21 protein-coding genes and 1 tRNA gene are annotated in these 20,549 nt (G+C 69.8%); 10 read left to right on the top strand and 12 right to left on the bottom strand.

Annotation, left to right across the window (positions count from 1 at the left end; genetic code table 11):
• Window positions 1-69: 69 nt before the first annotated feature.
• Entirely contained in the window at window positions 70-753 is a 684-nt protein-coding gene (locus MBA17_RS15055; RefSeq protein ID WP_238497063.1) for a response regulator transcription factor, read from the bottom strand.
• A gap of 463 nt (window positions 754-1,216) precedes the next feature.
• Here MBA17_RS15055 and MBA17_RS15050 point away from each other — a divergent pair, with 463 nt between their 5' ends.
• The 7 genes from MBA17_RS15050 to MBA17_RS15020 all read left to right on the top strand — a co-directional run bounded on the left by MBA17_RS15050 (window position 1,217) and on the right by MBA17_RS15020 (window position 7,695).
• Window positions 1,217-1,621: a GntR family transcriptional regulator gene (locus tag MBA17_RS15050; protein ID WP_238497062.1), complete on the top strand. Its 405-nt coding sequence runs from the start codon at window positions 1,217-1,219 to the stop codon at window positions 1,619-1,621.
• Complete coding sequence (locus MBA17_RS15045) at window positions 1,618-2,505, top strand: ABC transporter ATP-binding protein (protein ID WP_238497061.1); 888 nt, start codon at window positions 1,618-1,620, stop codon at window positions 2,503-2,505. The genes MBA17_RS15050 and MBA17_RS15045 overlap by 4 nt, the downstream gene beginning before the upstream one ends.
• Window positions 2,502-3,548, top strand: coding sequence for an ABC transporter permease (locus tag MBA17_RS15040; RefSeq protein ID WP_238497060.1), 1,047 nt, complete (start codon window positions 2,502-2,504; stop codon window positions 3,546-3,548). The genes MBA17_RS15045 and MBA17_RS15040 overlap by 4 nt, the downstream gene beginning before the upstream one ends.
• On the top strand, window positions 3,545-4,966 hold the full coding sequence (locus MBA17_RS15035) for a S41 family peptidase (RefSeq protein WP_238497059.1): 1,422 nt from the start codon (window positions 3,545-3,547) through the stop codon (window positions 4,964-4,966). Before MBA17_RS15040 ends, MBA17_RS15035 begins: the two co-directional genes overlap by 4 nt.
• A gap of 10 nt (window positions 4,967-4,976) precedes the next feature.
• On the top strand, window positions 4,977-6,131 hold the full coding sequence (locus MBA17_RS15030; protein WP_238497058.1) for an alpha/beta hydrolase family protein: 1,155 nt from the start codon (window positions 4,977-4,979) through the stop codon (window positions 6,129-6,131).
• Window positions 6,132-6,489: 358 nt separating this feature from the next.
• Complete coding sequence (locus MBA17_RS15025) at window positions 6,490-7,218, top strand: helix-turn-helix domain-containing protein (RefSeq protein WP_274385411.1); 729 nt, start codon at window positions 6,490-6,492, stop codon at window positions 7,216-7,218.
• Window positions 7,219-7,404: 186 nt separating this feature from the next.
• A complete protein-coding gene (locus MBA17_RS15020) occupies window positions 7,405-7,695 on the top strand; it encodes a hypothetical protein (RefSeq protein ID WP_238497056.1) in 291 nt (96 codons plus the stop codon).
• Window positions 7,696-7,737: 42 nt separating this feature from the next.
• Here MBA17_RS15020 and MBA17_RS15015 read toward each other — a convergent pair whose 3' ends face one another.
• The 9 genes from MBA17_RS15015 to MBA17_RS14975 form a co-directional block, all read right to left on the bottom strand.
• Window positions 7,738-8,409, bottom strand: a complete 672-nt coding sequence (locus tag MBA17_RS15015; RefSeq protein ID WP_238497055.1) for a response regulator — start codon at window positions 8,407-8,409, stop codon at window positions 7,738-7,740.
• Entirely contained in the window at window positions 8,406-9,533 is a 1,128-nt protein-coding gene (locus MBA17_RS15010) for a sensor histidine kinase (protein WP_238497054.1), read from the bottom strand. Before MBA17_RS15010 ends, MBA17_RS15015 begins: the two co-directional genes overlap by 4 nt.
• The gene (locus MBA17_RS15005; RefSeq protein ID WP_238497053.1) at window positions 9,530-10,327 is read right to left on the bottom strand and encodes a hypothetical protein; all 798 of its coding nucleotides are present in this window, start codon (window positions 10,325-10,327) and stop codon (window positions 9,530-9,532) included. Before MBA17_RS15005 ends, MBA17_RS15010 begins: the two co-directional genes overlap by 4 nt.
• A gap of 1,007 nt (window positions 10,328-11,334) precedes the next feature.
• A tRNA-Lys gene (locus MBA17_RS15000) sits at window positions 11,335-11,408 on the bottom strand.
• A 268-nt stretch (window positions 11,409-11,676) separates the two neighbouring features.
• Window positions 11,677-12,351: a response regulator gene (locus MBA17_RS14995; protein ID WP_238497174.1), complete on the bottom strand. Its 675-nt coding sequence runs from the start codon at window positions 12,349-12,351 to the stop codon at window positions 11,677-11,679.
• 103 nt (window positions 12,352-12,454) lie between these two features.
• Window positions 12,455-13,552, bottom strand: a complete 1,098-nt coding sequence (locus MBA17_RS14990) for a sensor histidine kinase (protein WP_238497052.1) — start codon at window positions 13,550-13,552, stop codon at window positions 12,455-12,457.
• A gap of 51 nt (window positions 13,553-13,603) precedes the next feature.
• Window positions 13,604-14,002, bottom strand: coding sequence for an OsmC family protein (locus MBA17_RS14985; protein ID WP_238497051.1), 399 nt, complete (start codon window positions 14,000-14,002; stop codon window positions 13,604-13,606).
• A gap of 271 nt (window positions 14,003-14,273) precedes the next feature.
• The gene (locus tag MBA17_RS14980; protein WP_238497050.1) at window positions 14,274-15,335 is read right to left on the bottom strand and encodes a sensor histidine kinase; all 1,062 of its coding nucleotides are present in this window, start codon (window positions 15,333-15,335) and stop codon (window positions 14,274-14,276) included.
• Window positions 15,332-16,030 (bottom strand): response regulator transcription factor, encoded by a 699-nt coding sequence (locus MBA17_RS14975; RefSeq protein WP_238497049.1) that lies wholly within the window; start codon window positions 16,028-16,030, stop codon window positions 15,332-15,334. The genes MBA17_RS14980 and MBA17_RS14975 overlap by 4 nt, the downstream gene beginning before the upstream one ends.
• A 94-nt stretch (window positions 16,031-16,124) precedes the next feature.
• On the opposite strand from MBA17_RS14975, the gene MBA17_RS14970 reads away from it, so the two are divergent.
• The gene (locus MBA17_RS14970; RefSeq protein ID WP_238497048.1) at window positions 16,125-16,847 is read left to right on the top strand and encodes an FAD:protein FMN transferase; all 723 of its coding nucleotides are present in this window, start codon (window positions 16,125-16,127) and stop codon (window positions 16,845-16,847) included.
• On the opposite strand, the gene MBA17_RS14965 is transcribed toward MBA17_RS14970, so the two are convergent.
• Complete coding sequence (locus MBA17_RS14965; RefSeq protein ID WP_238497047.1) at window positions 16,848-17,123, bottom strand: hypothetical protein; 276 nt, start codon at window positions 17,121-17,123, stop codon at window positions 16,848-16,850. It lies immediately after the preceding gene.
• 159 nt (window positions 17,124-17,282) lie between these two features.
• Here MBA17_RS14965 and MBA17_RS14960 point away from each other — a divergent pair, with 159 nt between their 5' ends.
• Together MBA17_RS14960 and MBA17_RS14955 are read left to right on the top strand one after the other, a co-directional pair.
• Complete coding sequence (locus MBA17_RS14960) at window positions 17,283-17,651, top strand: phage holin family protein (RefSeq protein WP_238497046.1); 369 nt, start codon at window positions 17,283-17,285, stop codon at window positions 17,649-17,651.
• Window positions 17,652-17,655: 4 nt separating this feature from the next.
• Window positions 17,656-19,077 (top strand): aromatic amino acid lyase, encoded by a 1,422-nt coding sequence (locus tag MBA17_RS14955; protein WP_238497045.1) that lies wholly within the window; start codon window positions 17,656-17,658, stop codon window positions 19,075-19,077.
• A gap of 272 nt (window positions 19,078-19,349) precedes the next feature.
• Here MBA17_RS14955 and MBA17_RS14950 read toward each other — a convergent pair whose 3' ends face one another.
• Window positions 19,350-20,360 (bottom strand): LacI family DNA-binding transcriptional regulator, encoded by a 1,011-nt coding sequence (locus tag MBA17_RS14950; protein ID WP_238497044.1) that lies wholly within the window; start codon window positions 20,358-20,360, stop codon window positions 19,350-19,352.
• Window positions 20,361-20,549 lie beyond the last annotated feature (189 nt).

The following is a 20,549-nucleotide window of genomic DNA, read 5'->3' as shown; positions in this document are numbered from 1 at the left end:
CGTGCTCGGTACCGCCCGAGGCAGGGGCAGGGTGTGGTGCGATCGGATACGAGGCGGGCGAGTAACTTCTCAGCGGCTGTCTACCAGGCCGTGCTTCATCGCCAGCGCCACCGCCTGCGTGCGGTTGGGGCAGTTGAGCTTGAGAAGGATGTTGCCCACGAGGCGTTTCACTCCGTGCAGCGAGATCGACAGGCGTTTGGCGATCTCTTTGTTGCTCAGGCCGCCGATCAGCAGTCGCAGCGCGTCCTGCTCTCTGGCGGTCAACTCGACCGACCGCAGCCGGGAGGCCTCCGTGATGCCGCCAACGGTGTCGAAAATGTTGGTGAGGATTTCCGGCGGCATCGGAGTTTCGCTGCGGGCAACCTTCAGCAGCGCTTCTTCCAGGCCCTGTGTGGTCAATTCCCGCTGCAGGACGAATCCGTCGGGCCGTAGCGATGCCAGCTTCAACGGGTCTTTTACCATCTCATCGTCCATGAATACGAGAACGCGCTGACTGGCAGATCTCGCCACCGGAACGACGCTCAGCGCCGCGTCCCATTCGGTGTATGAAACAACGATGACATCGATCCCCTGAAAGCTTTCAGCAGCCGACAGGGCGGGCTTGATGGGCAGTTCGCGCACTACGTCGACGATCGACAGCTCGGCCAGGGCTGCTTTCAGGCCGAACCTGAGTATCTCATTCTCACAGACTACTCCGACGCTTAACCTCACACTAATTCGTTCGTCGAAGCTTTCCCAAACTAATTCCGTCATATCATCCCAGATCGTAGGTGTTCACGTTGAGGGCCTTCAACGCCGAGACCATCGCGCGGCTCCTTTCTCGGACCCCCCGAGGGTCAACAACAACACTAAGGCGAAGACGGTCACGAGCGCGAGGCGGGTAACGAAGTTCCTTCAAAGTGATCGCGTGCCGGGATCTGTCATCGTACTAATGCTGAGTATGTCGCCGGTATAGAGACGCAGTGCCGCGACGACGGAAGAGCCGACCGGGCCGTCAAGGGTGGTGTCATCTAACGCCTCAGATGAAGGGCGTAACCGATTTGGTTGCGGGCGCCGTCGGCGGCCATCGCCTGGCGCCCCTCACCGCCGCATGATCACCGCGCGTGTGGCCGCTGGTGACCGGCGAACCGCTTCGAGCGCCGCCGGGCGAGGCCTGTGCAGCGATCCTTATGATCCCTTAACATCTAGAAGTCTAAAGTGCTAGCAGGCTAGATAAATGGAGAAGCCGGTGATCGAGTTCCATCTGGACGGCAGGTCGGGTGTGGCGCCGTACCTGCAGCTGGTCCAGCAAGTACGTCAGGCGCTGCGGCTCGGCGTGCTGCGCGAGGGCGACCAGCTGCCAACGGTCAAGGATGCCGTGGCGCAGTTGGCGATCAACGCCAACACGGTGCTCAAGGCCTACCGGGAACTCGAGCACGAGGGCCTGGTCGCCGCCCGGCCAGGAGTGGGGACGTTCGTGACGGCGACGCTCACCGACGCCTCGCTGGCCGCGCACGGCCCGCTGCGGCTGGACCTGCAGCGCTGGCTGGCCAAGGCCCGCCGGGCCGGCCTCGACGACGAAAGCATCGAGGCCCTCTTCATGACCACCTTTCGGACCGCCGCTCAGGAGGACATAGCGTGACCTCGGTTCTACAGGCCCAGGGACTGGGCAGGAAATACGGCAAACGCTGGGCGCTACGCGAGTGCACCATCGACATCCCGGCAGGGCACGTCGTCGGGCTGGTGGGTCCCAACGGAGCCGGCAAGACCACGCTGCTGAAGCTGGCCAGCGGCCAGCTCGAGCCGTCCGCGGGCGGCATCACCGTGCTCGGCGGCCGGCCCGCCGGCGGCCCGGCGCAGCTGGCCAAGGTCGGCTTCGTGGCCCAGGACACCCCCGTCTACGCCGGGCTCAGCATCGCCGATCACCTGCGGCTGGGAGCACGGCTCAACCCCCGCTGGGACGCCACCATGGCGCGGGAACGGATCGCGCGGCTCGGTCTCGACCCCACTCAACGGGCGGGCAAGCTGTCGGGCGGCCAGCGCGCTCAGCTCGCCCTCACTGTGGGTCTGGCCAAGCGGCCCGAGCTGCTGATCCTGGACGAGCCCGTGGCCTCGCTCGACCCGCTGGCCCGCCGGGAGTTCCTGCAGGGGCTGATGGAGGCCACCGTCGAGCACAAGTTCAGCGTGGTGCTCTCCTCCCACCTGGTCTCCGACCTGGAACGGGTGTGCGACTTCCTGATCGTGCTCGTCGATTCGCGCGTCCAGGTGGCCGGGGAGGTCGACAAGCTGATGGCCACCCATCACCGGCTCACCGGACCGCGCCGCGATCCCGACCGGCTCCCCGCCGATCAGCACGTGGTCTCCGCGCGCCACACCGACCGGCAGAGCACGTACGTGATCCGTACCGACGCCCCGATCCACGACCCCGCCTGGACGGTCACCCAGCTCAGCCTGGAAGACCTCGTCCTGGCCTACATGGACAAGCACACCGCCGACCGGCGAGTCGCCCTGGAGGTGCAGCGATGATCTGGCTGACCTGGCGCCAGTTCCGCGGCTCGGCGGCGATGATGGCCGCCCTGCTCGTCCTCCTCGCCGTCGCCCTGGCCCTGACCGGCCCCGGCTTGGCCGCCGACTACTCCGCCGGGATCGCCGCCTGTACCCAGGACAACACCTGCGACCGCTTCTACGACCAATTCCTCGGCGGGCACGACACCGAGTTCATGGCCCTGACTCTCGTCGTGCTGCTCCTGCCCGCCCTCGCCGGGCTCTTCTGGGGAGCACCGTTGATCACCCGCGAGCTGGAGGCGGGCACGCATTTGCTGGTGTGGAACCAGAGCATCACCCGCGGCCGCTGGCTGGCGGTCAAGCTCGCGCTCACCGGCTTGACGGCCATGGCCTTCGCCGGCCTGTGCGGCCTCATGGTGACCTGGTGGTCCGACCCTCTGGACAAGTCGGCCGCTGAAGGCTTGGCCCTGATGGCTCCCCTGGTGTTCGGCGCGCGCGGCATCGCCCCGATGGGATATGCGGCCTTCGCCTTCGTCCTGGGCATCACCGTGGGCATGCTGGTACGCCGCACGCTGCCCGCCATGGCCCTCACCCTGGCCGTCTTCGCCGCGATCCAGCTCGCCATGCCGCTGCTGGTCCGGCCCCACCTGATGTCCCCGGTCACCGCAACCTTCGAGCTCGGCAGAACGAACGTGGACAACCTCAACATCCCCCAGGACGGAGGCGCGCTCCCGCGGGTCTCCCTGAATTCGGCCGTACCCGGCCACCTGGGCTCCTGGGTCCTGGCCAACAACCTGCTCGACCCATCCGGACGCCTGATCCCCGCCAGCGGCGAGGGAGCCGCCATCAAGGTCTCCACGACATCGGGACCCTGCGCACCGTCAGCAGGCCCGGGGGAGGGCTGCATAGTCGAGATCAACCGGCTCGGCTACCGGCAGCAGGCGACCTACCAGCCCCTTGAACGCTTCTGGCCGTTCCAGTGGATGGAGACCGGGATCTACGCCCTGTTCACCCTCGGCCTCACGCTCCTGTCCTTCCGGTGGATCCGCAGGCGCCTGTCATGACCGCCCTCAGAACCGCGACCGCCGGACTCGCCCTCCTCCTCGCGGCGGCCTGCACAGCCCCGGCGCCGCCGCGCAGCCAAGCGAGCGCGGCAGCCGGCACGGTCTGCGCAGCGCCCCAGGGACCTCCCGAGGCTGCGACGCCCACCACGATCGACGTCATCGAGCAGGCCTACCTCTGCATCCTCGGCAACTACTACAGCGGCGCCACACTGGACGCACGCTCACTGCTGGCCACCGGATTCGTCGCCCTGACCCAGGAGCTCAACCGCAACGGACGCGACGTGCCCGAGGCGACCATGCCGGCGCTGACCGGTGACCGCAAAGCCGACTGGACCGCGTTCGAGGCCGTCTACCGGAAGGTCACCGATCAGGTCCCCGACCTGCGTGACAAGCTGGCCGTCGTCACCCTCGAGGCCATCGTGGCAAGCCTCGGCGACAATCACGCCCGCTGGACGCACGACGCAGGGGGGCGCCACCCCGACTCCTACGACGGCGACGGCTACGGCCTGGGTCTCCAGGCGAACGTCAACGGCCCGCAGGTGGACGGCAACCCCGGCGTCGCCCTCCCCCCACTGTTCGTCACCACCGTGCAGGGCGGCGCGGCGCAGGCCGCCGGACTGCACCCAGGCGACATCATCGAATCGATCAACGGCTCGGCGCCCTTCATCGACGGAAAGGCCACCCCCGCGATCGCCGCCCTCTACCCGCGATACCCGCAAGCGAGCCCGGTCCGGCTGCTGCTTCAGCGGCAGAGCACCGGCCGCCGCTGGAGCGTGACACTCAAGCCCGGCCTGTTCCAGCGCGATCTGGCCGCCCTGCAAGTGGTGCAGTCGAAGCTGCTGGACGACGACATCGCCTATGTACGGATGCGCGGGTTCACTCCCGACTCCGCGGACAGGGTCCTCAAGGCGATCTCCAGGCTGCGCACCGGCCGGACGCTCACCGGCGTCGTGCTGGACCTGCGCGGCAACGGCGGCGGCATCCCCACCGAATCGATTCGGCTGGTGAGCGCGTTCGCCCACGACAAGGTCACCGCCTACCAGTGCACGGTGGACGGCAAGTGCGAAACTTCGTGGACCGACGACACCGTCGAACTGGTCGACCTGCCGCTGATGGTACTCACCGACCGCAGCTGCGCCTCGGCGTGCGAGCACGTCAGCTCCGCGGTCAAGGACCTGGGGATCGGCCAACTGGTCGGCACCAGGACCGCCGGCGTCATCTCCGGCCCCGCGCAGTCGTACCTGCTCGGCAACAACACCACGCTGGGCTTCCCCACCCGGCACCACCTGGGGCCCAAGCGCGAAGTGATCGACCGGATCGGCGTGCCGCCCGACCACCACGTGCCCCTGACCCCGAAGGACGCGGCCGCCGGGCGCGACCCCGCCCTGGCCAAGGCCCTGACCCTGCTGCGCAAGTGAGGACCGCTCGATGAGACACCTCCTGGCCGTCGCCGCGGGACTGGCCGTCCTGGCCGCGTCCGCCTGCTCCGCCCCCGCGCCACCCCGGTCCGCTGTCAAGCCGTCGGCGCCGACCGGGCCCGCCACCCTGCCCGCCCCCACCGGCGACCAGCCGGTCGGCACCACCGCCCTGCACTTGAAAGACACCTCCCGCCCCGATCCGTGGAACCTCGACGTCGACGCCAGAGAGCTCAAGGTCACCCTGTGGTATCCGACCAAGCAGCGGGACGGGGACCGTGCGCCGTACATGACGCCGAAGGAATCGGAGCTCTTCCTGAGGGGCACGGGGATCGGGGGCGTGCCGGACGACACGCTGAGCAAGACGCGCACGAACGCCATCAAAGACGCCGAACCGGCAGGGCGGAGTCTTCCGCTGGTGGTGCTGTCCCCCGGTTTCACCAAGCCGATGAGCACGCTCACGTCCCTGGCCGAGGATCTGGCCAGCCACGGGTACGTCGTGGCCGGCATCGACCACACCTACGAGAGCTACGCCACCACCTTGGCCGACGGGCGGATCGCCGAATGCCTCGCCTGCGACAGCGACACCGACCCGGGCTTCGGCACAGGCGTGGTCCAGGGCCGGGCGGCCGACGTCTCCTTCGTACTCGACCAGCTGCCATCGAAGTGGGACGGTTCCGAGCTGATCGACCGCTCCAAAATCGCGATGGCAGGCCAGTCGATCGGCGGGGCCGGCGCCATGGCGGCCATGGTGAAGGACTCCCGGATACGCGCCGGCATCGACATGGACGGCACCACCTACGCCCGGATCCCCAAGAACGGGTTCTCCCGGCCGTTCATGTTCATGGGCTCGCCGCAGCACATCCCCGGCGGCCGCGACACTTCGTGGGACCGCGACTGGAAGCTGCTGACCGGGTGGAAACGCTGGATCGTGCTGACGGGCGCGGACCACCAGTCCTTCACCGACGTCCCGCTGCTGGCGGGCGCCCTCGGCATCACGCCCCCTCACGGCATCCTGCCCGCGGCGCGCACCGCCGAGCTCACCCGCACGTACGCGGCGGCCTTCCTCGACCAACACCTGAAGGCCAAGCGCCAGCCCGTCCTGGACAAGCCGTCCGCGCGCTACCCAGAGGTCAAGATCTGCCCCGCGGCGTGCAGTCAGTCCTGACGCCGTCGCGCTCCCTGAAGCCATCGGGGTTTGCAGCTCGCCAGGCGTTCAGAAGATGCGAGAAGAGGGCGGCACCCCTGTACCCGGGAGGTGAACAACCCCGTCCGGAAGCTACGGCGGCCGGGCGACCACAACCACCCACGATGGAAGCTAGGAGCCCGCAACGCCTAGAACAAATCCAAAAGGCCGCCGACCCGCGCGTTTGCGCAAGTCAACGGCCTCATGAAGGGTGCGCCGCCAGGGACTCGAACCCCGGACCCGCTGATTAAGAGTGCACTGGACCGCCTGCCACACCATGCCGTGACGTATCGCGCCGTCCCGATTCATCGCACGCCACTGGACCTACCCGCACCGGGGAATGGGACGGCCTGCAACCGACCCGGCGATCGTGGCGTTGATACAGAAGCTGGCGCGGGAGAACCCGCGCTGGGGCTACGAACGTATCCGAGGCGAACTACGGCACCTGGGCCACCGAGTCAGCAGTGCGACGATCCGCCGAGTCCTGAAACGAACGCGCCTGGGCCCTGCACCGAGACGTGCCGACGACCGCTGGCGCGACTTCCTTCGCGCCCACGCCACGAGCACGCTGGCCTGTGACTTCTTCACGGTGGACACCGTCACGCTGCGCCGGTTGTACGTCTTCTTCGTGGTGGAGGTCGGCACCCGCTTCGTGCACGTGCTCGGCGTAACCGCCCACCCTGACGGCGCATGGGTTACCCAGCAAGCCCGCAATCTCCTCGCCGACCTGAAGGACTGGGCCGGCACCTTCCGGTTCCTGGTACGGGATCGGGACACGAAGTTCACCGACAGCTTCGATGAGGTCTTCGCCAGCGACGACATTCAGGTTCTGAAGATCCCGCCGCGGGCGCCTCGCGCGAACGCGTTCGCCGAGCGATGGGTCCGCACTGTTGTCGCGGTACTCCTTGATGTGCAGAGGCAAGTACGTCTGAATGTGCAGAGCGTTCGCGCTGATCAGTCGTCGGCGGCCACGACCAGAGTCACGGTGTTGCTGGTGCGGTTGATGGTGATCACTTCGTGGAAGTCTTGGTGGACGCGACCCCCAGTCGTGGTAGGCGGCCTCGCCTAGGTCCTTGAGCTGGTAACGGGCGGTAGCTCGGCGGATCCGGTCGAAGATCTCGACGTCCAGAACGGCCTGCAGCGGTTGCGGGACACCGCCGTACTGGTGGGCCCAGCTGGACATCGTTGCGATCATCGTGGGCGGGTCGACGGGTTCGTATGCCTGGGTGGTGATGTGGCGCAGCCAGTAGTGGCCATGACGGGTTCCCTCAGGGTTGACGCCGCCGCCGGCGTAGTCGTCGCGGAAGTGGTCGTGCTGGATGACGGCGTTGATGAGGTCGATGTCGCCGGCTGTCGGTGTGAGCAGGTCGAAGTGCTTGAGATCGATCCAGCGGTAACCGTGCGCGTAGAGATCAGCGAAGGGGTAGTCGCGGAAGTGAACCCGGCCCGGCAGGCGGCCACCGCGAGCGCCACGGCGATGGGGGTCTTGCCGGCTTCTCTATTGATCAAGCCCTCAGTTAACAACGCTCGTGGTCAGTACACCTAGAGGCCGCGGGCAAGTGGTCGTGCACGCGCGACTGGCGGGAGATCAGGCGATCCTAGGGCCTGGCCGCGTGGGTGGGGCCTCGGTGTTCAGCCCGTGTTCGTAGGCCCAGATGACCGCCTGGACGCGGTCGCGCAGCCCGAGTTTGGCCAGAATGCGGCCGACGTGGGTCTTGACGGTGCCCTCGGACAGGAACAGCGATCCCGCGATCTCGGCGTTCGTCTCGCCCCAGGCGATGTGCCGCAACACCTCGCGCTCGCGCTCGGTCAGCGGGTCCGGCGCGACGTCGGGCAGGCGCGGCGCGACGTGGTCGAGCAGACGGCGGGTCGTGGACGGCGCGATCACCGCGTCGCCTCGGTGGACGGTCCGCACGGCGGACAGCAACTCGTCGGCGGGGGCGTCCTTGAGGAGGAAGCCCGACGCCCCGGCGCGGAGGGCGGCGAAGGCGTACTCGTCGAGGTCGAAAGTGGTCAGCACGATCACCTTGGGGCTGTCGGCCGCCACCTGAAGCCGTCTGATCGCCTCGACCCCGTCCATGCGCGGCATCCGCACGTCCATGAGCACGATGTCGGCGGCCACGGCGCGCAGCCCGGCGAGCGCCTCGGCGCCGTCGCCCGCCTGGCCCACCACGCGCATGTCGTCCTGGGCGTCGATCACCATCACCGTGCCGGTGCGCACCAGATCCTGGTCGTCGACCACGTAGACCCGAATGGTCATGTCCGGTACGGAAGGCACGCCTCGACGACGAACCCGCCTGCCTCCTTTGTCCGTACGTCCAGAATGCCGCCCACGGCGTTCACCCTCTCACGCATCCCCGCCAGCCCGTTCCCCGGCTCGGACCCGCGCGGCGCGGCGGAGCCGCCGGTATCGGCGACGGTGATGCGCAGGACGTCGTCCGTCCACTCCAGCCGGACCGTGCCGGCCGCGCCGGGGCCCGCGTGCTTGAGCGTGTTCGTCAGCGCCTCCTGCACCACGCGGTAGGCGACGAGGTCAGCGCTCGGCCCGAGGGGACGTGCCGTGCCCCGGACGACCTCCTTCACCGGCAGCCCCGCGCTCCGGGTCCGTTCCACCAGCTCCAGCAGGTCGGCGAGGCCGGGCAGCGGCCGGCGTTCGGCCTGCCCCTCCTCGCCGCTGGCGCGCAGCACGCCGACCGCGGCCCGCATGTCCGTGAGAGCCGTGCGCCCTGTCTCCTCGATCGTGGCCAGGATCTCCTTCGCGCGCGCGGGCGCGAAGCGGCCGCCCCTCGCCTGGGCGACGATGACCGCTAACGCGTGGGCGACCACGTCGTGCATCTCCCGGGCGATCCTGGCGCGTTCGGCCGCCGTCGCCTGCGCCGCGGCGTCGCGGGCCCGCCGCCTCAGCAGGACGACGTAGGCGAGCTGGGTACGCCGGTACAGGCCGAACCCCCACGCCGCGACCGACACTGCGGCGAGCAGCCCGAACAGCAGCCACGGGTTCGGCCCCAGGTCGGCGGCGGCGACACTGGAGTCGGTCGCGAACCTGGCCGCCGCCACGCCCGCTCCCGCTAGGCCGACGACCACCGGCGGAACGCGGCGACCGTAGGCGGCGCAGGAGTAGACCGCGAACGGGAACAGCGCCGCCGACGGCAGTACGAGGAACAGCCCGGTCACGGCGACCTGCACGGCGAAGGCGGCGGCGACCACGAAGAACGCCCAGGTCTCCCGCCGGTACGCGACGGCCGCGTGCGCCGCCAGGCAGGCCCCGGTCAGCAGGGCCGCGCGGAAACCTGGCACCGACAGCACCGCCACCACCACTGACAGCGACAACAGCGGCACCCCGACGACGAAGGCCAGGACGACGTCCGCGCGCCTTGGCCTCACGGCGTCGTGGCCCGCTGGTAGGACAGCGTGGCCCCGCCCACCGCCAGGCCGAACAGCAGCCAGCTCCCGTACACGAGCCCGACCGTCACCATCGCCGCCGGATCGGATAGCGGCACGGGGCCCCGGGTGAGACCGACCAGCTGGGACAGCGTGCCGAAAACGGACATGGTTCCCATGGTGGTCAACATAGCGGCACCCGTCCAACCGCCCGCCAGGACGAGCCGGCGTGGCAACGACCGTCCCCACCGCTGGACCATGGCCAGCGAGCCGACCGCGCCGATGAGCAGCATGATCAGCTCACCGTACGGGAAGCCTTCGCCGTAGTCCGCGGGACGCAGCAGCGTGCCGCCGTAGGACCAGTACAGCTTGGCCATGGGATAGACGAATCCGATCGCGAACGCGCTGTACCCGAGCCACGCCCCGCCCGGCACTTTCATGCGAGGCAGCAGCAGCGCGCCCAGCAACGCGCAGCCCGCCAGGCTGAGCCCCCGCAGCGCCATCCCCGGCCAGTCGACCCGCGCGAACTCTCCGGCCGGGATCCCCGTGACGGCGAAGAACGCGCGGAGCGCGTCGAGCACGACGCCGCCCGCCGACCACAGCAGCAGGACGGCGGGCAGCAGCCCGGCCGGGTGCGGCCGTACGACGAAGACCGCGCCCAGCGCGGCGGCGAGGACGGTCACCCACTGCGGCGCGAAGCCCAGGGTGTAGGGGAGCGTCGGGAACGGCGCGAGCGCGAGCGCCACGACGAGCGCGAGGACGATCAGCGCCGAGATCTGCATTCGTTGGAGTCGCATGACGCCCACGATTCCGCCCGCTGCCCGGGGGCCGCGTCTCCGCCAGGTCCACACCGGATCCGACCTGAGAGGTATTGACATCGCCGTACCGAAACGTCTTTGGGAAGAAGTGTTTGCGGCTCAGAGGTCCTGACAGAAAGATCAGCGGGCTCGACCACCCGCCGGTGAACCCAGGCCGGAGCCGTGTGGGATGCCCGCCGGCGATGATGGGTTTGATGCCGGTACGCGAGACCAGGCGGCGGCCCGCGACGAATCCCGCCGAACCACGCGCGTCCGGCCGGTGCGGCTGGGAAGGTGCGGTCACGGACACCCCCGCCGCCTCTGGCACCCCCAAGCCCGGCCTTCCGGTCCTGCAGGTAGAGCTTGACCCGCTGGTAGTTTCCGGAGAAGCCGTACTCCTCCACCAGCCGCTCGTGGATCACCGTGCCCTCGAGCAGGATCTCCGCCCGCAACCACGTGTCGATGATCGGCGCGTACGGCGGGATCACCTGATTGCGCCGGGCAGGGCGAGGCGCTGCGGTCGGGGGCGCGACCGGGCCGTCTTCCTCCAGGTACTTCTTCACCGTGCGCCAACCCTCGCGCCGGCCCACATGGATAGGGCCACCTCGATGGTCAAGGGGCGTCAGGTTGCTCGGTGGCTGCTCGTGTGTGCGCGGTACGGCACGGCAGGCATGGTCACGGTCCTTTAATCTGTAGGTCCGGATCCGCACTTTGTGAGGCTGGCGGGGATGTCGACCAGCTGACTTCGCGTCTCGTGTGGCCGCTGCGCGACCTTCGGGCCCTGCAATCAGGCTTCCGAACACCATGGTGCGTCCCGACATCCGTTGTCGGCACGGCGATGTGGGCGGTGGCGAGGCGCCCGTCTCGGGCGTCGCAGGCCGTGTCTTCACGGGGTCGATGTACAAGATCTGTACGCGCGAGCCCGCTAGGAGCCCGCAGCCCCTAGAACAAAATTCCAAAAGGCCGCCGACCCGCGCGTTTGCGCAGGTCAACGGCCTGATGAAGGGTGCGCCGCCAGGGACTCGAACCCCGGACCCGCTGATTAAGAGTCAGCTGCTCTAACCAACTGAGCTAGCGGCGCTTGCAACGCGAGTAACTCTAGCAGCCACCTGACGGGTGTCGCACATCCCTGGAAAGGACTCGGGGCCGGACAGTCCCCCAACTGTCCGGCCCCGGTTTACCACGGTCCGGCCGGAACCTCCCCCCAGAGATCCGGCGGTCCCGCAGGCGGATGCGTTCCCCCTTCGCACCCGCTTCGGCAGAAAGCTCTTGGTCACTACCCGCTTGACCTGCTTCAACGGTACAGAAAGCAGGGCAATGACCACGTCATCCACGGGTTGATTTTCGGGCTACACCCAGGGTTGACCCGGTATGACTAGACCGGACTCGTAGGCGGCCACCACGGCCTGGGCGCGGGAGGTCAGGTGCAGCTTGTGCAGGAGGCGGTTGAGGTGGGTCTTGACGGTGCCGTCGGAGACGTAGAGGCGGGTGGCGATCTCGCGGTTGGAGAGGCCCTGGGCGACGAGCTTGAGCACCTCGGTCTCGCGCTCGGTGAGATCGTCGAGCCCTTCGACGATGATGTGGTGACCCCCGGGGTGGGAGACGTAGGCGTCGATGAGGCGCTGGGTCACGGTGGGGTCGAGGAGGGCCTCACCGGCGGCCACGACGCGGACGGCCTCGATGAGTTCGCGTGGCGGGCTGTCCTTCAGCAGGAACCCGGCGGCACCGGCACGCAGGGCGGCGAAGACGTGTTCGTCGATGTTGAAGGTGGTCAGAATGAGGACCCGGGTCTCGGGAGGCATCCGGCGGGTCGCCTCGATGCCGTCCATCACCGGCATCCGGATGTCCATCAGCACCACGTCGGGGTGGGTCTGGGCGACCTGGGCGAGCGCCTCCATGCCGTCGGCGGCCTCGCCGACGACCTCCATGTCGTCCTGCGCGCGGAGCAGGGCGGTCAGGCCACCTCTGATCAGCTCCTGGTCATCGACGACCAGGAGGCGAATGCTCGTCGACGCTCGCGCCATCACGCTCCCGCCTTGCCGTACGGCTGGACCGGCCGTGCGAGCCTCACCGTCAAGGTCGCGTTGCCGTACGGCAGGACCGGCCGTGCGGGTCTGGGCCCTGTCATCAGGATCCCGCCTTGCCGTACGGGAGGACGGCGCGGACCTCGAAGCCGCCCTGGGCGCGGTGCCCGGCCTTGAAGGTGCCGCCGACGAAAGCGGCCCGCTCGCTGAGGAACAGGAGCCCTCGCCCGCCTCCCAGGGCGGGGGCCGTCCAGGGTTCGCGCGACCCGGAGTCGGTCACGACGATCTTCACGGCGTCCGGGCCGGCCTCGACCTCCATCCGGGCGACCGCGGTCGGTCCCGCGTGTTTGAGGGTGTTGACCAGGGCCTCCTCGCAGATGCGGTAGGCGGCCAGTTCGACGGTCCGGTCCTGCACGGGAGGTGAGCCGGTCCGGGACAGGCTGACCTGGAGGCCGGTGGCGCGCAGATCGTCGACCAGCCGGGGGAGGTCGGCCAGGCCGGGCGGCGGGCCGTAGTCCTGGCGCTGGTCGGGGGCGCTGAGCACGTCGAGGAGTCTGCGCAGGTCGGTCATCGCGGTCCGGGCGGCCTCCTCGATCGCGCCCAGGGCCTCCTTCGCCTGCTCGGGGTCGCTGTCGAACACCTCACGGGCCACTCCTGCTCGCAGCACCACAATGCTCATCGCGTGCCCCACCGTGTCGTGCAACTCACCGGCGAGCCTGCCGCGTTCGAGCACGACCGCTCTGAACGCCTGCTGCTCCCCCGCTTCCTTGATCACCCACTCGTGTTCGATCACCTCGCGCCGCTTCGGCGTCACCCGGCCGAGCACCGCGGCGCCGAACACCCCGAGCACCTGGACGACCAGCCAGTCGGCGGGCCCACGCTGGAGGAGCCCGGTGGCGGGTACGGCGAGCGCGAGCGCCCCCGCGATCATCCCCTGCACCGGAGATGCCCGGCTGACCACGGTGTACACCGCGACGAGACCGGCGACCTGCGGCGCGACCGGAGGCCGGGACGACAGCTCGAAGACCACCAGGGAGGCGATCACCACCACCAGGACCGGCCACGGCCAGATCCGCCGCAGCGCCAGCGGCAGCGTGGCGAGGGCGGACGGGACTCCGAACGGGGAGAGCAGGAACAGCGCGAAGGCGATCGTCGCGTCGACGATCCGGCCGTGCCGCTCCAGCGAGTCGAGCACCCCCATGTCTCCCCCTGCCCGGCGGGCCGCAGGGGGTGTGCGGCCACCGTCTTGATGCTATTCGGGTATCTCCACCCGCACCTCGGTGCCCTGCCGCAGCGACCTGGTGACCGTGCAGTGTCGTTCGTGGACGCGGTGCGCGACCGAGCGGAAGACCTCGTCGGCGGCCGGGTCGTCCTCGGGAAGCTCCACGTCGTAGGTGATCGTGACGGGGCCCAGCAGGGTCGGCTCGACCTTCTCGGCCTCGACGGTCATCGCCAGGCGGACCAGTCGGTGGCCGCGCTGGGCGGTGAGCGGCTCGACGGTCACGATGTTGCACCCGCCGATCGCGGCGAGCAGCAACTCCACGGGGGTGAAGACGCCCTCCTCCGCGGAACTGCCCATCTTGACCTCCACGCCCCGGTCGTTGCGTGCCACGAAGCCGTCGTCGGTCCGCTCCACCCTCACGTTCGCCATGCCGTTCAGCCTACTCACGGAGCCCGATCAAGCAGACCTGGACCAAAAGCCGCCTACTCGCGCACCATCCCGCCGGGCAGCGTCTCCCTGCCGAGCGAGGGCAACCACGTGATCTCGGTCTCCTAGACCGGTTTCAGGCCGCGCCGACCGCCGGCGTGCACGGGGCCGCATGCACGAACCGGCCAAACGAGCCCGCCCACCCCGCCGCCCCGCACCTCGCCCTTACGCACGAAACCCCTGCTCACGGAAACCCTGCTCACGGAAACCCTGCTCACGAACCCCCCGATTCACGGAACCCCGCCAGGCAGACCCGGACCAACGTCCCCCCGCCGCCCGCCGCCTCGGCGGTCACCTGGCCGCCGTGGGTCTCGACGACCTGGCGTACGATCGCCAGCCCCAGGCCGGAGCCCGGCCGGGCGCGGGCGCCCTGGGCGCGGTAGAAACGGTCGAAGACGTGCGGGAGGTCCTCGGCGGCGATGCCGGGGCCGTGGTCGCGCACGGTCAGCACGCCGTCGCGCAGCCGTACCTCCACCTCGGCGCCCGCGGGGCTGTACTTGCCCGCGTTGTCCAGCAGGTTGGCGACCGCGCGGGCGAGGCGGTCGGCGACGCCGCGCACGTGGGTCTCGGCCAGATCCACGCGGAAGCGGACGGCCGGCCAGTACGCCGCGCCGCGCTCGACCTCGTGCTGGACGATCTGGTCGAACCGGACGTCCTCCACCAGCGCGACGGGCTCCTCGTCCCTTGCCAGCTCGACCACGTCGGAGACCAGCGCGGTGAGCTCCTCGAAGCCGGAGATGACCGCCTTGTCCAGCTCGGCGCGGTCGACGGGGCCGAGCTGATGGGGGCGGAGCAGCAGTTCCACGTTGGTGCGCAGGGCGGTGAGCGGGGTGCGCAGCTCGTGGGAGGCGTCGGCGACGAGGCGGCGCTGGGCGTCGGCGGAGCGTTCGAGCGCGTCGAGCATGGTGTTGAAGCTGCGGGCCAGGCTGCCCAGTTCGTCGTCCCGGTCCACGTCGATGCGCAGTTTCAGGTCGCGGGTCTCGGCGACGTGCTCGGCCGCCTGGGTGAGATCGGCGACGGGGCGCAACGCCGTACGGGCGACCAGCCAGCCCAGCAGGCCGGCCAGGGCCAGTCCGCCGACGGACACGGTCACGAACGGCCAGCCCAGGGCGTTCTGCATGTTCGCCACCCGGTCGAGGAGGCCGGGCGGCCCGAACGTGGCCTCGACCCGGTGGCAGGCCACGAAGTAAGCGAGGGTCATCACGGCGATCACGCTGAGCGCGGCGGCGACCCCGGCGGCCAGCGCGAGGCGCATGCGCAGCGGCAGCCGGCTCACGAGGGCTCCCGCAGCGCGTATCCGAGCCCGTGCACGGTCTGGATCATCCTCGGTTCCCCGCCGGCCTCGGTCTTGCGCCGCAGGTAACGAATGTAGACCTCCAGCGCATTGGATCCGGGTGCGGACGCGTAGCCCCAGATCCGGTCGAGGATGACCTCCCGGGGAAGCACCTGGCCGGCGTTGCGGATGAGAAGGTCGAGCAGGGAGCATTCGGTGCGTGTCAGGTCGAAGGCCCTGCCCCCGCGCATCCCCTGACGCCCGCGCGGCAGCAGGGTCAGGTCACGGAAGACGAGCGGCGCGGCGTCCTCACCCGGAGGCGTACGGCGGAGCAGCGCCCGCACCCGGGCGAACAGCTCCTCCAGCGCGAACGGCTTGACCAGGTAGTCGTCGGCTCCCGCGTCGAGCCCGGCGACCCGGTCGCTGACGCCGTCGAGGGCGGTGAGCATGAGCACCGGCGTGCCGTCCCCGTTGTCCCGCAGCCGGCGGCAGACCTCGATGCCGCCCATCTTCGGCATCATGACGTCGAGCAGCACGAGGTCGGGCCGGTCGGCGGCCATCGCGCCCAGCCCCGCGTGCCCGTCGGCCGCCACGGCCACCCGGTAGCCCTCCGTGCGCAGCGCCCGCGACAGGGCGTTGCGGAGTTCGGGCTCGTCGTCGACGACCAGCAGGCGCGCGCCGGTATCGGTTTCGGCCATGTCACCCCTCGCTCCGGCAAAACGCTTAGGGGGACATTACGCGAGAGCTGCCATGCTGGCTGACGGATCGTCGAGCATCGAAGGAGTGGAACCGATGGCGTTTCCCGGCACCGCCCGTGTGCAGCAGGTGATGGGCGTTCCCGTCGATGTGCACGTCCGTACGGCGTTGCCGGCCCGCGAGTTGGCGCCGCTGCTCGATGACGCCTTCTCCTGGCTCGGCTGGGTCGAACGGACCTTCGGCCCCGGCGGCGCGGACGGGTCGCTCAGCCGCCTGGCGCGAGGCGAGATCACGGCTGCCGAGTGCGCCCCCGAGGTGTCGGAGGTGCTGGACCGTCACGCCGGGCTGAGCTTGTCGGCGCACCTGACCGGTGAACCAGACCTGTCCGGCTATGTCATGGGGTGGGCGGTGGAACGGCTGTCGCGTGCGCTGAGCACGGCGGGAGCGGTCGACCATCGGGTCAGCGCGGGCGGCAACGTCCGTGTCCGGGGGTCCGCCAGTCCCGGCGAGCGCTGGCGGATCGGCGTCCGCGATCCGCGGAGCGGGCTGGTGTTCAAGGTGCTGTTCGCGCATGACCTGGCCGTCGCGACCACGGGGGAACTCGGCTCGGTGACGGTGGCCGGGCCGGACCTCGGAGTGGCCGCGGCCCACGCGAGCGCCATTCACGCGATGACGCCCGCGGTGGCCAGGCGGTTCGCCGCACGGCTCGGTGGCGCCGGGCCGTACGACGTGCTGATCGTCGACCGTGAGCGCCGCGCTGTCAGCACGCCCGGCCTGGCCGCCCACGCTTCGGTGACGAGCACGCGGCTGGCCGGCTGATCAAGCGTCCGGATGTTTGGCGAGATAGTCGATGTAGATCGGGCGCAACGCCTCGCCAAGACGTCCTTCACCCGAGGCCATCGCATCGCTGAGCAGCGCGGACACCCTGCTCAGGTCGTTGGCCGTCTCCTCCTCGTGTCCGCTGGCCGTCTCGGCGGCCGGTATGACCTTCAGAAGGTCCCACAGGAACCCCAGGTCACCGTGTCGTACGGCGTAGCGCACGGCGCGGTCGTGCAGTTCCTTGGCCGACAGTGACTCCAGGCTGTTCGTTTCCATCGAATGGCCACCCCCTTTTGGGCCTTTCCCACCAGATTCACGATCATGCACGGGTACCCGAGAGGGGGGTGGCTAACCACGCTTTGCTTGGCCACTACATAGTGTCACTCTGGAGGAGATCTACCTTTCCACCGATCGCACATGGGAGAATGCCCAAGCGTGAAAATCATTATCAAGATCCTCATTGTGGCCGCGGCCCTGTGGGTGGCGACCCAAGTGGTGGCCGGGATCGATGTCACGGGGAAGACGACCACCGAAGACGTGGTCGCCCTTCTCGGTGTGGCACTGATCTTCGGAGTCATCAACGCCGTCCTGAAGCCGATCATCAAGGTCGTCGGGTGCGCGTTCTACGTGCTGACGCTCGGCCTGTTCGCCCTGATCGTCAACGCCGGGCTGATGTTGCTCACGAGCTGGATCGCCGAGCAGCTCAGCGTGCCCTTCCACGTCGACGACTTCTGGTCCGCGCTGTGGGGCGCGCTGATCGTCGGCATCGTGAGCTGGGTCCTCGATTTGATCATCCCCGACTAGTCCTATGTACATCGTTCTCGATGGCACTCGGCTGACCTGCGCGCAGGTCTTCCAGGTCGCATCCGCGGGAGCCCGGGTCGAGGTCGGCACCACCGACCGCGCCCGGGCCGCCTGGCGTGCCGCGGCCTCCCTCACCGGTCCCGTCTACGGCCAGACCACCGGGGTCGGCGCCAACAAGGACCAGGTGGTCGAGGGAGCCGGCCTCGACCTGCTCCGGAGTCATGCCGGCGGCGCGGGGCCGCTGGTCTCGGCGGACCGCGCGCGGGCGACCGTACTGGTCCGGCTCAACCAGATCCTGGCCGGTGGTTCCGGGGTCCATCCCGACGTCGCCCACGCCCTCGCCGACGCGCTCAACGACGGCTTCGTCCCGCCCATCCGCACCTATGGCGCGATCGGCACCGGCGACCTGACCGCTCTCTCCACCCTCGCCCTCTGCCTCATGGGCGAGCTTCCCTGGCGCCGCAGCCCGCCGGACGCCTCCGGAAGCACGTCCCTCGCCGTCGAGAACGGCGAGGAGGGCACCGCGGGGCCGAGGTTCTCCGTGGGGTCTCGCGGGGCGTTGCCGTTCATCAGTTCGGGGGCGGCCACGCTGGCCGACGCGGCGCTCGCGTGTCATCGGCTGGCGCGGCTGCTCGACGCGGCGGTCGCCGTGGTGGCCAGGTCGTTCACCGCCGTGAACGCCTCGACCGAGCCGCTGGCGCCCGTCGTGCACGCGGGACGGCCGCATCCCGGCCAGGCCACCGTCGCGGCCCGGCTGCTGAGGCGACTGGCTACGCTCCCGCAGGCGGCCGAGCGGGAACGCTTGCAGGATCCCTACGGGTACCGGGCCTTCCCGCAGGTGCACGGGGCGGCGATGGACGCGCTCGGGCACGCCGTGCGGACCGTGGAGATCGACGTCAACGCGATGATGGAGAATCCCCTGATCGCCGAGGGCCGGGCGTGGCACAACGGGAACTTCCACTCGGCGCCCGTCGCGCTCGCGCTGGACGCCCTGCGCGCGGCGGTGGCGCAGACGGCGGGGCTCGGCGTCGCGCGGCTGGCCACCCTGATGGAGCCCGCCTACACCGGCCTGGAGCCGTTCCTGGCCGACCGGCCCGGCCGGTCGGGCGCGCTGATCCTGGAGTACATCGCCAGGGACGCGTTCGCCGAACTGCACCTCCTCGCGGCGCCGGTGACCACCGGCTCCGCCGCGCTGTCCCGGGGCGTCGAGGACCACGCCGGCTTCGCCACACAGGCCGCCAGGCGGGCGCTCGACGTGGTGGAACCACTGGAGATCGCGCTGGCGTGCGAGCTGGTGGCGGCCGTCCGGGCAGGCCGGATGCGGGGCATCGACATGGGCCTCCCCCTGGACCCACGCGTGACGGACCGCCCTCTCGACGAGGATCTCGACGAGGCCAGAGCGCTGCTGACCACCCTGGCCGACTGAGCCGTCCGTGTGACGAACCGGCATCGTCCAGCGCACTGAAATCCAGCGAACTGAAATCCAGCGCACCGAGATCCAGCGCACCGAGATCCAGCGCACCGAGATCCGGCGCACCGAAGGGCATGGCCGGCGTGCGAGTTGTCACGGTGCTCGGCCACAGCCGCTGGAGTGCCATGAACCCACGGACCCTCGCCGCCTGCGGCGGGTGGCGCGGGCGGGGCTTGCCGTACGGGATCCAGGTCAGGAGGGGCGGGGCTTGCCGTACGGGGGCCAGGTCAGGTGGGGCGATGCCGGCCGACCGAGCCTCGTTCGCGGAGTTCGGGGGCCTGGACGATGCGGCGGCGGCGGGTGCCGCCGTCGACGGCGGCGACGGTGAGACGGACGGCGGCGCGGACGATGCCGTCGATGTCCCAGTCGACCGTGGTGAGGCCGGGTTTGAGGAGGCCGGACATGGGGTGCGCGTCGTAGCCCATCACCGAGATGTCCTCGGGGATGCGCAGCCCGCGCTCGTCCGCCGCCGCGTAGACGCCGTAGGCGATGGAGTCGGCGAAGCAGAAGACCGCGCTGGGCGGGTTGCCGTCGCCGAGCAGCCCGTGGGCGACGTCGGTCGCGCCGGACAGCGACTGCGGCGCCGTGACCAGCTCCAGGTCGAGGCCGAGGCGTTCGGCCTCGGCGGTCACGTGGACGTCGGCGGGCCGGTCGGGAGTGCTGGACATGGTGGGGGTGAGCACGGCGATGCGGCGGTGGCCGTTGTCCCTGAGGTGTTCGAGGGCCATGGTGGTGCCGCGCCGGTTGTCGAAGACGACCTCGCCCGCCGTACGGGCGCCGGCGAGGGCGTCGCCGATCGCGACGACGGGCAGGGTCGCGCAGAGCTCCACCCAGAACTCGGCGGCGGGATCGACCGGCTGCACGATCAGGCCGTCGACGCGCTGGTCGCGTAGTTGCTGGGCGAGCTTGCGCTCCCTGGCCGGGTCGCCGGCGGCGTCGAGGATCAGGGCGTAGCGGTCGTTGTCCTTCAGCGCCCTGCCGATGCCGACGGCCAGCGCCTGCTGCCAGAGGTCTTCGAGGGAGCCGCAGAGCAGGCCCATCATGCCGGTCCTGCCGCTGGCCAGCGCGCGGGCGATCGGATCGGCCTCGTAACCCAGCTCGGCGGCGGCCTGCCGTACGCGCTCGATGGTCTCCTCTGACACCTGCAGACCGCGCAACGCGTACGACACCGCGGCCGGTGACAGGCCGGTGGCCTTGGCCACCTCACGGATCGTCGCTCGTTTACGCGGCTGCGTCACCTCGCAAGCTTATGACGCCCCCCGCCCGCCCGCGTGACACGCCCGGGATCCACGGCGCGCCACGCGGGGGTCGGCGTTTGACAGGAGGGCAGGTGAAGCGGTTCACTGAAACGTATCAGTGAACCGTTTCACTTGAACGTCTTCCCAAGAGTGAGGGCATTGCCGCTATTATCGGTAGGGAATACCGGT

This window comes from Dolomitihabitans soli (assembly GCF_022213955.1).
Classification (GTDB): domain Bacteria; phylum Actinomycetota; class Actinomycetes; order Streptosporangiales; family Streptosporangiaceae; genus Streptosporangium_A; species Streptosporangium_A soli.
Note: the sequence above shows the minus strand (reverse complement) of the source record. Positions and strands in the feature narration are given on the sequence as shown.

Coding starts and splice junctions, on each gene's coding strand:
- MBA17_RS15055 (WP_238497063.1), bottom strand. CDS start 753: ATGACGGAATTAGTTTGGGAAAGCTTCGACGAACGAATTAGTGTGAGG.
- MBA17_RS15050 (WP_238497062.1), top strand. CDS start 1,217: ATGGAGAAGCCGGTGATCGAGTTCCATCTGGACGGCAGGTCGGGTGTG.
- MBA17_RS15040 (WP_238497060.1), top strand. CDS start 2,502: ATGATCTGGCTGACCTGGCGCCAGTTCCGCGGCTCGGCGGCGATGATG.
- MBA17_RS15035 (WP_238497059.1), top strand. CDS start 3,545: ATGACCGCCCTCAGAACCGCGACCGCCGGACTCGCCCTCCTCCTCGCG.
- MBA17_RS15030 (WP_238497058.1), top strand. CDS start 4,977: ATGAGACACCTCCTGGCCGTCGCCGCGGGACTGGCCGTCCTGGCCGCG.
- MBA17_RS15025 (WP_274385411.1), top strand. CDS start 6,490: ATGGGACGGCCTGCAACCGACCCGGCGATCGTGGCGTTGATACAGAAG.
- MBA17_RS15020 (WP_238497056.1), top strand. CDS start 7,405: ATGACGGGTTCCCTCAGGGTTGACGCCGCCGCCGGCGTAGTCGTCGCG.
- MBA17_RS15015 (WP_238497055.1), bottom strand. CDS start 8,409: ATGACCATTCGGGTCTACGTGGTCGACGACCAGGATCTGGTGCGCACC.
- MBA17_RS15005 (WP_238497053.1), bottom strand. CDS start 10,327: ATGCGACTCCAACGAATGCAGATCTCGGCGCTGATCGTCCTCGCGCTC.
- MBA17_RS14995 (WP_238497174.1), bottom strand. CDS start 12,351: ATGGCGCGAGCGTCGACGAGCATTCGCCTCCTGGTCGTCGATGACCAG.
- MBA17_RS14990 (WP_238497052.1), bottom strand. CDS start 13,552: ATGGGGGTGCTCGACTCGCTGGAGCGGCACGGCCGGATCGTCGACGCG.
- MBA17_RS14985 (WP_238497051.1), bottom strand. CDS start 14,002: ATGGCGAACGTGAGGGTGGAGCGGACCGACGACGGCTTCGTGGCACGC.
- MBA17_RS14975 (WP_238497049.1), bottom strand. CDS start 16,030: ATGGCCGAAACCGATACCGGCGCGCGCCTGCTGGTCGTCGACGACGAG.
- MBA17_RS14970 (WP_238497048.1), top strand. CDS start 16,125: ATGGCGTTTCCCGGCACCGCCCGTGTGCAGCAGGTGATGGGCGTTCCC.
- MBA17_RS14965 (WP_238497047.1), bottom strand. CDS start 17,123: ATGGAAACGAACAGCCTGGAGTCACTGTCGGCCAAGGAACTGCACGAC.
- MBA17_RS14955 (WP_238497045.1), top strand. CDS start 17,656: ATGTACATCGTTCTCGATGGCACTCGGCTGACCTGCGCGCAGGTCTTC.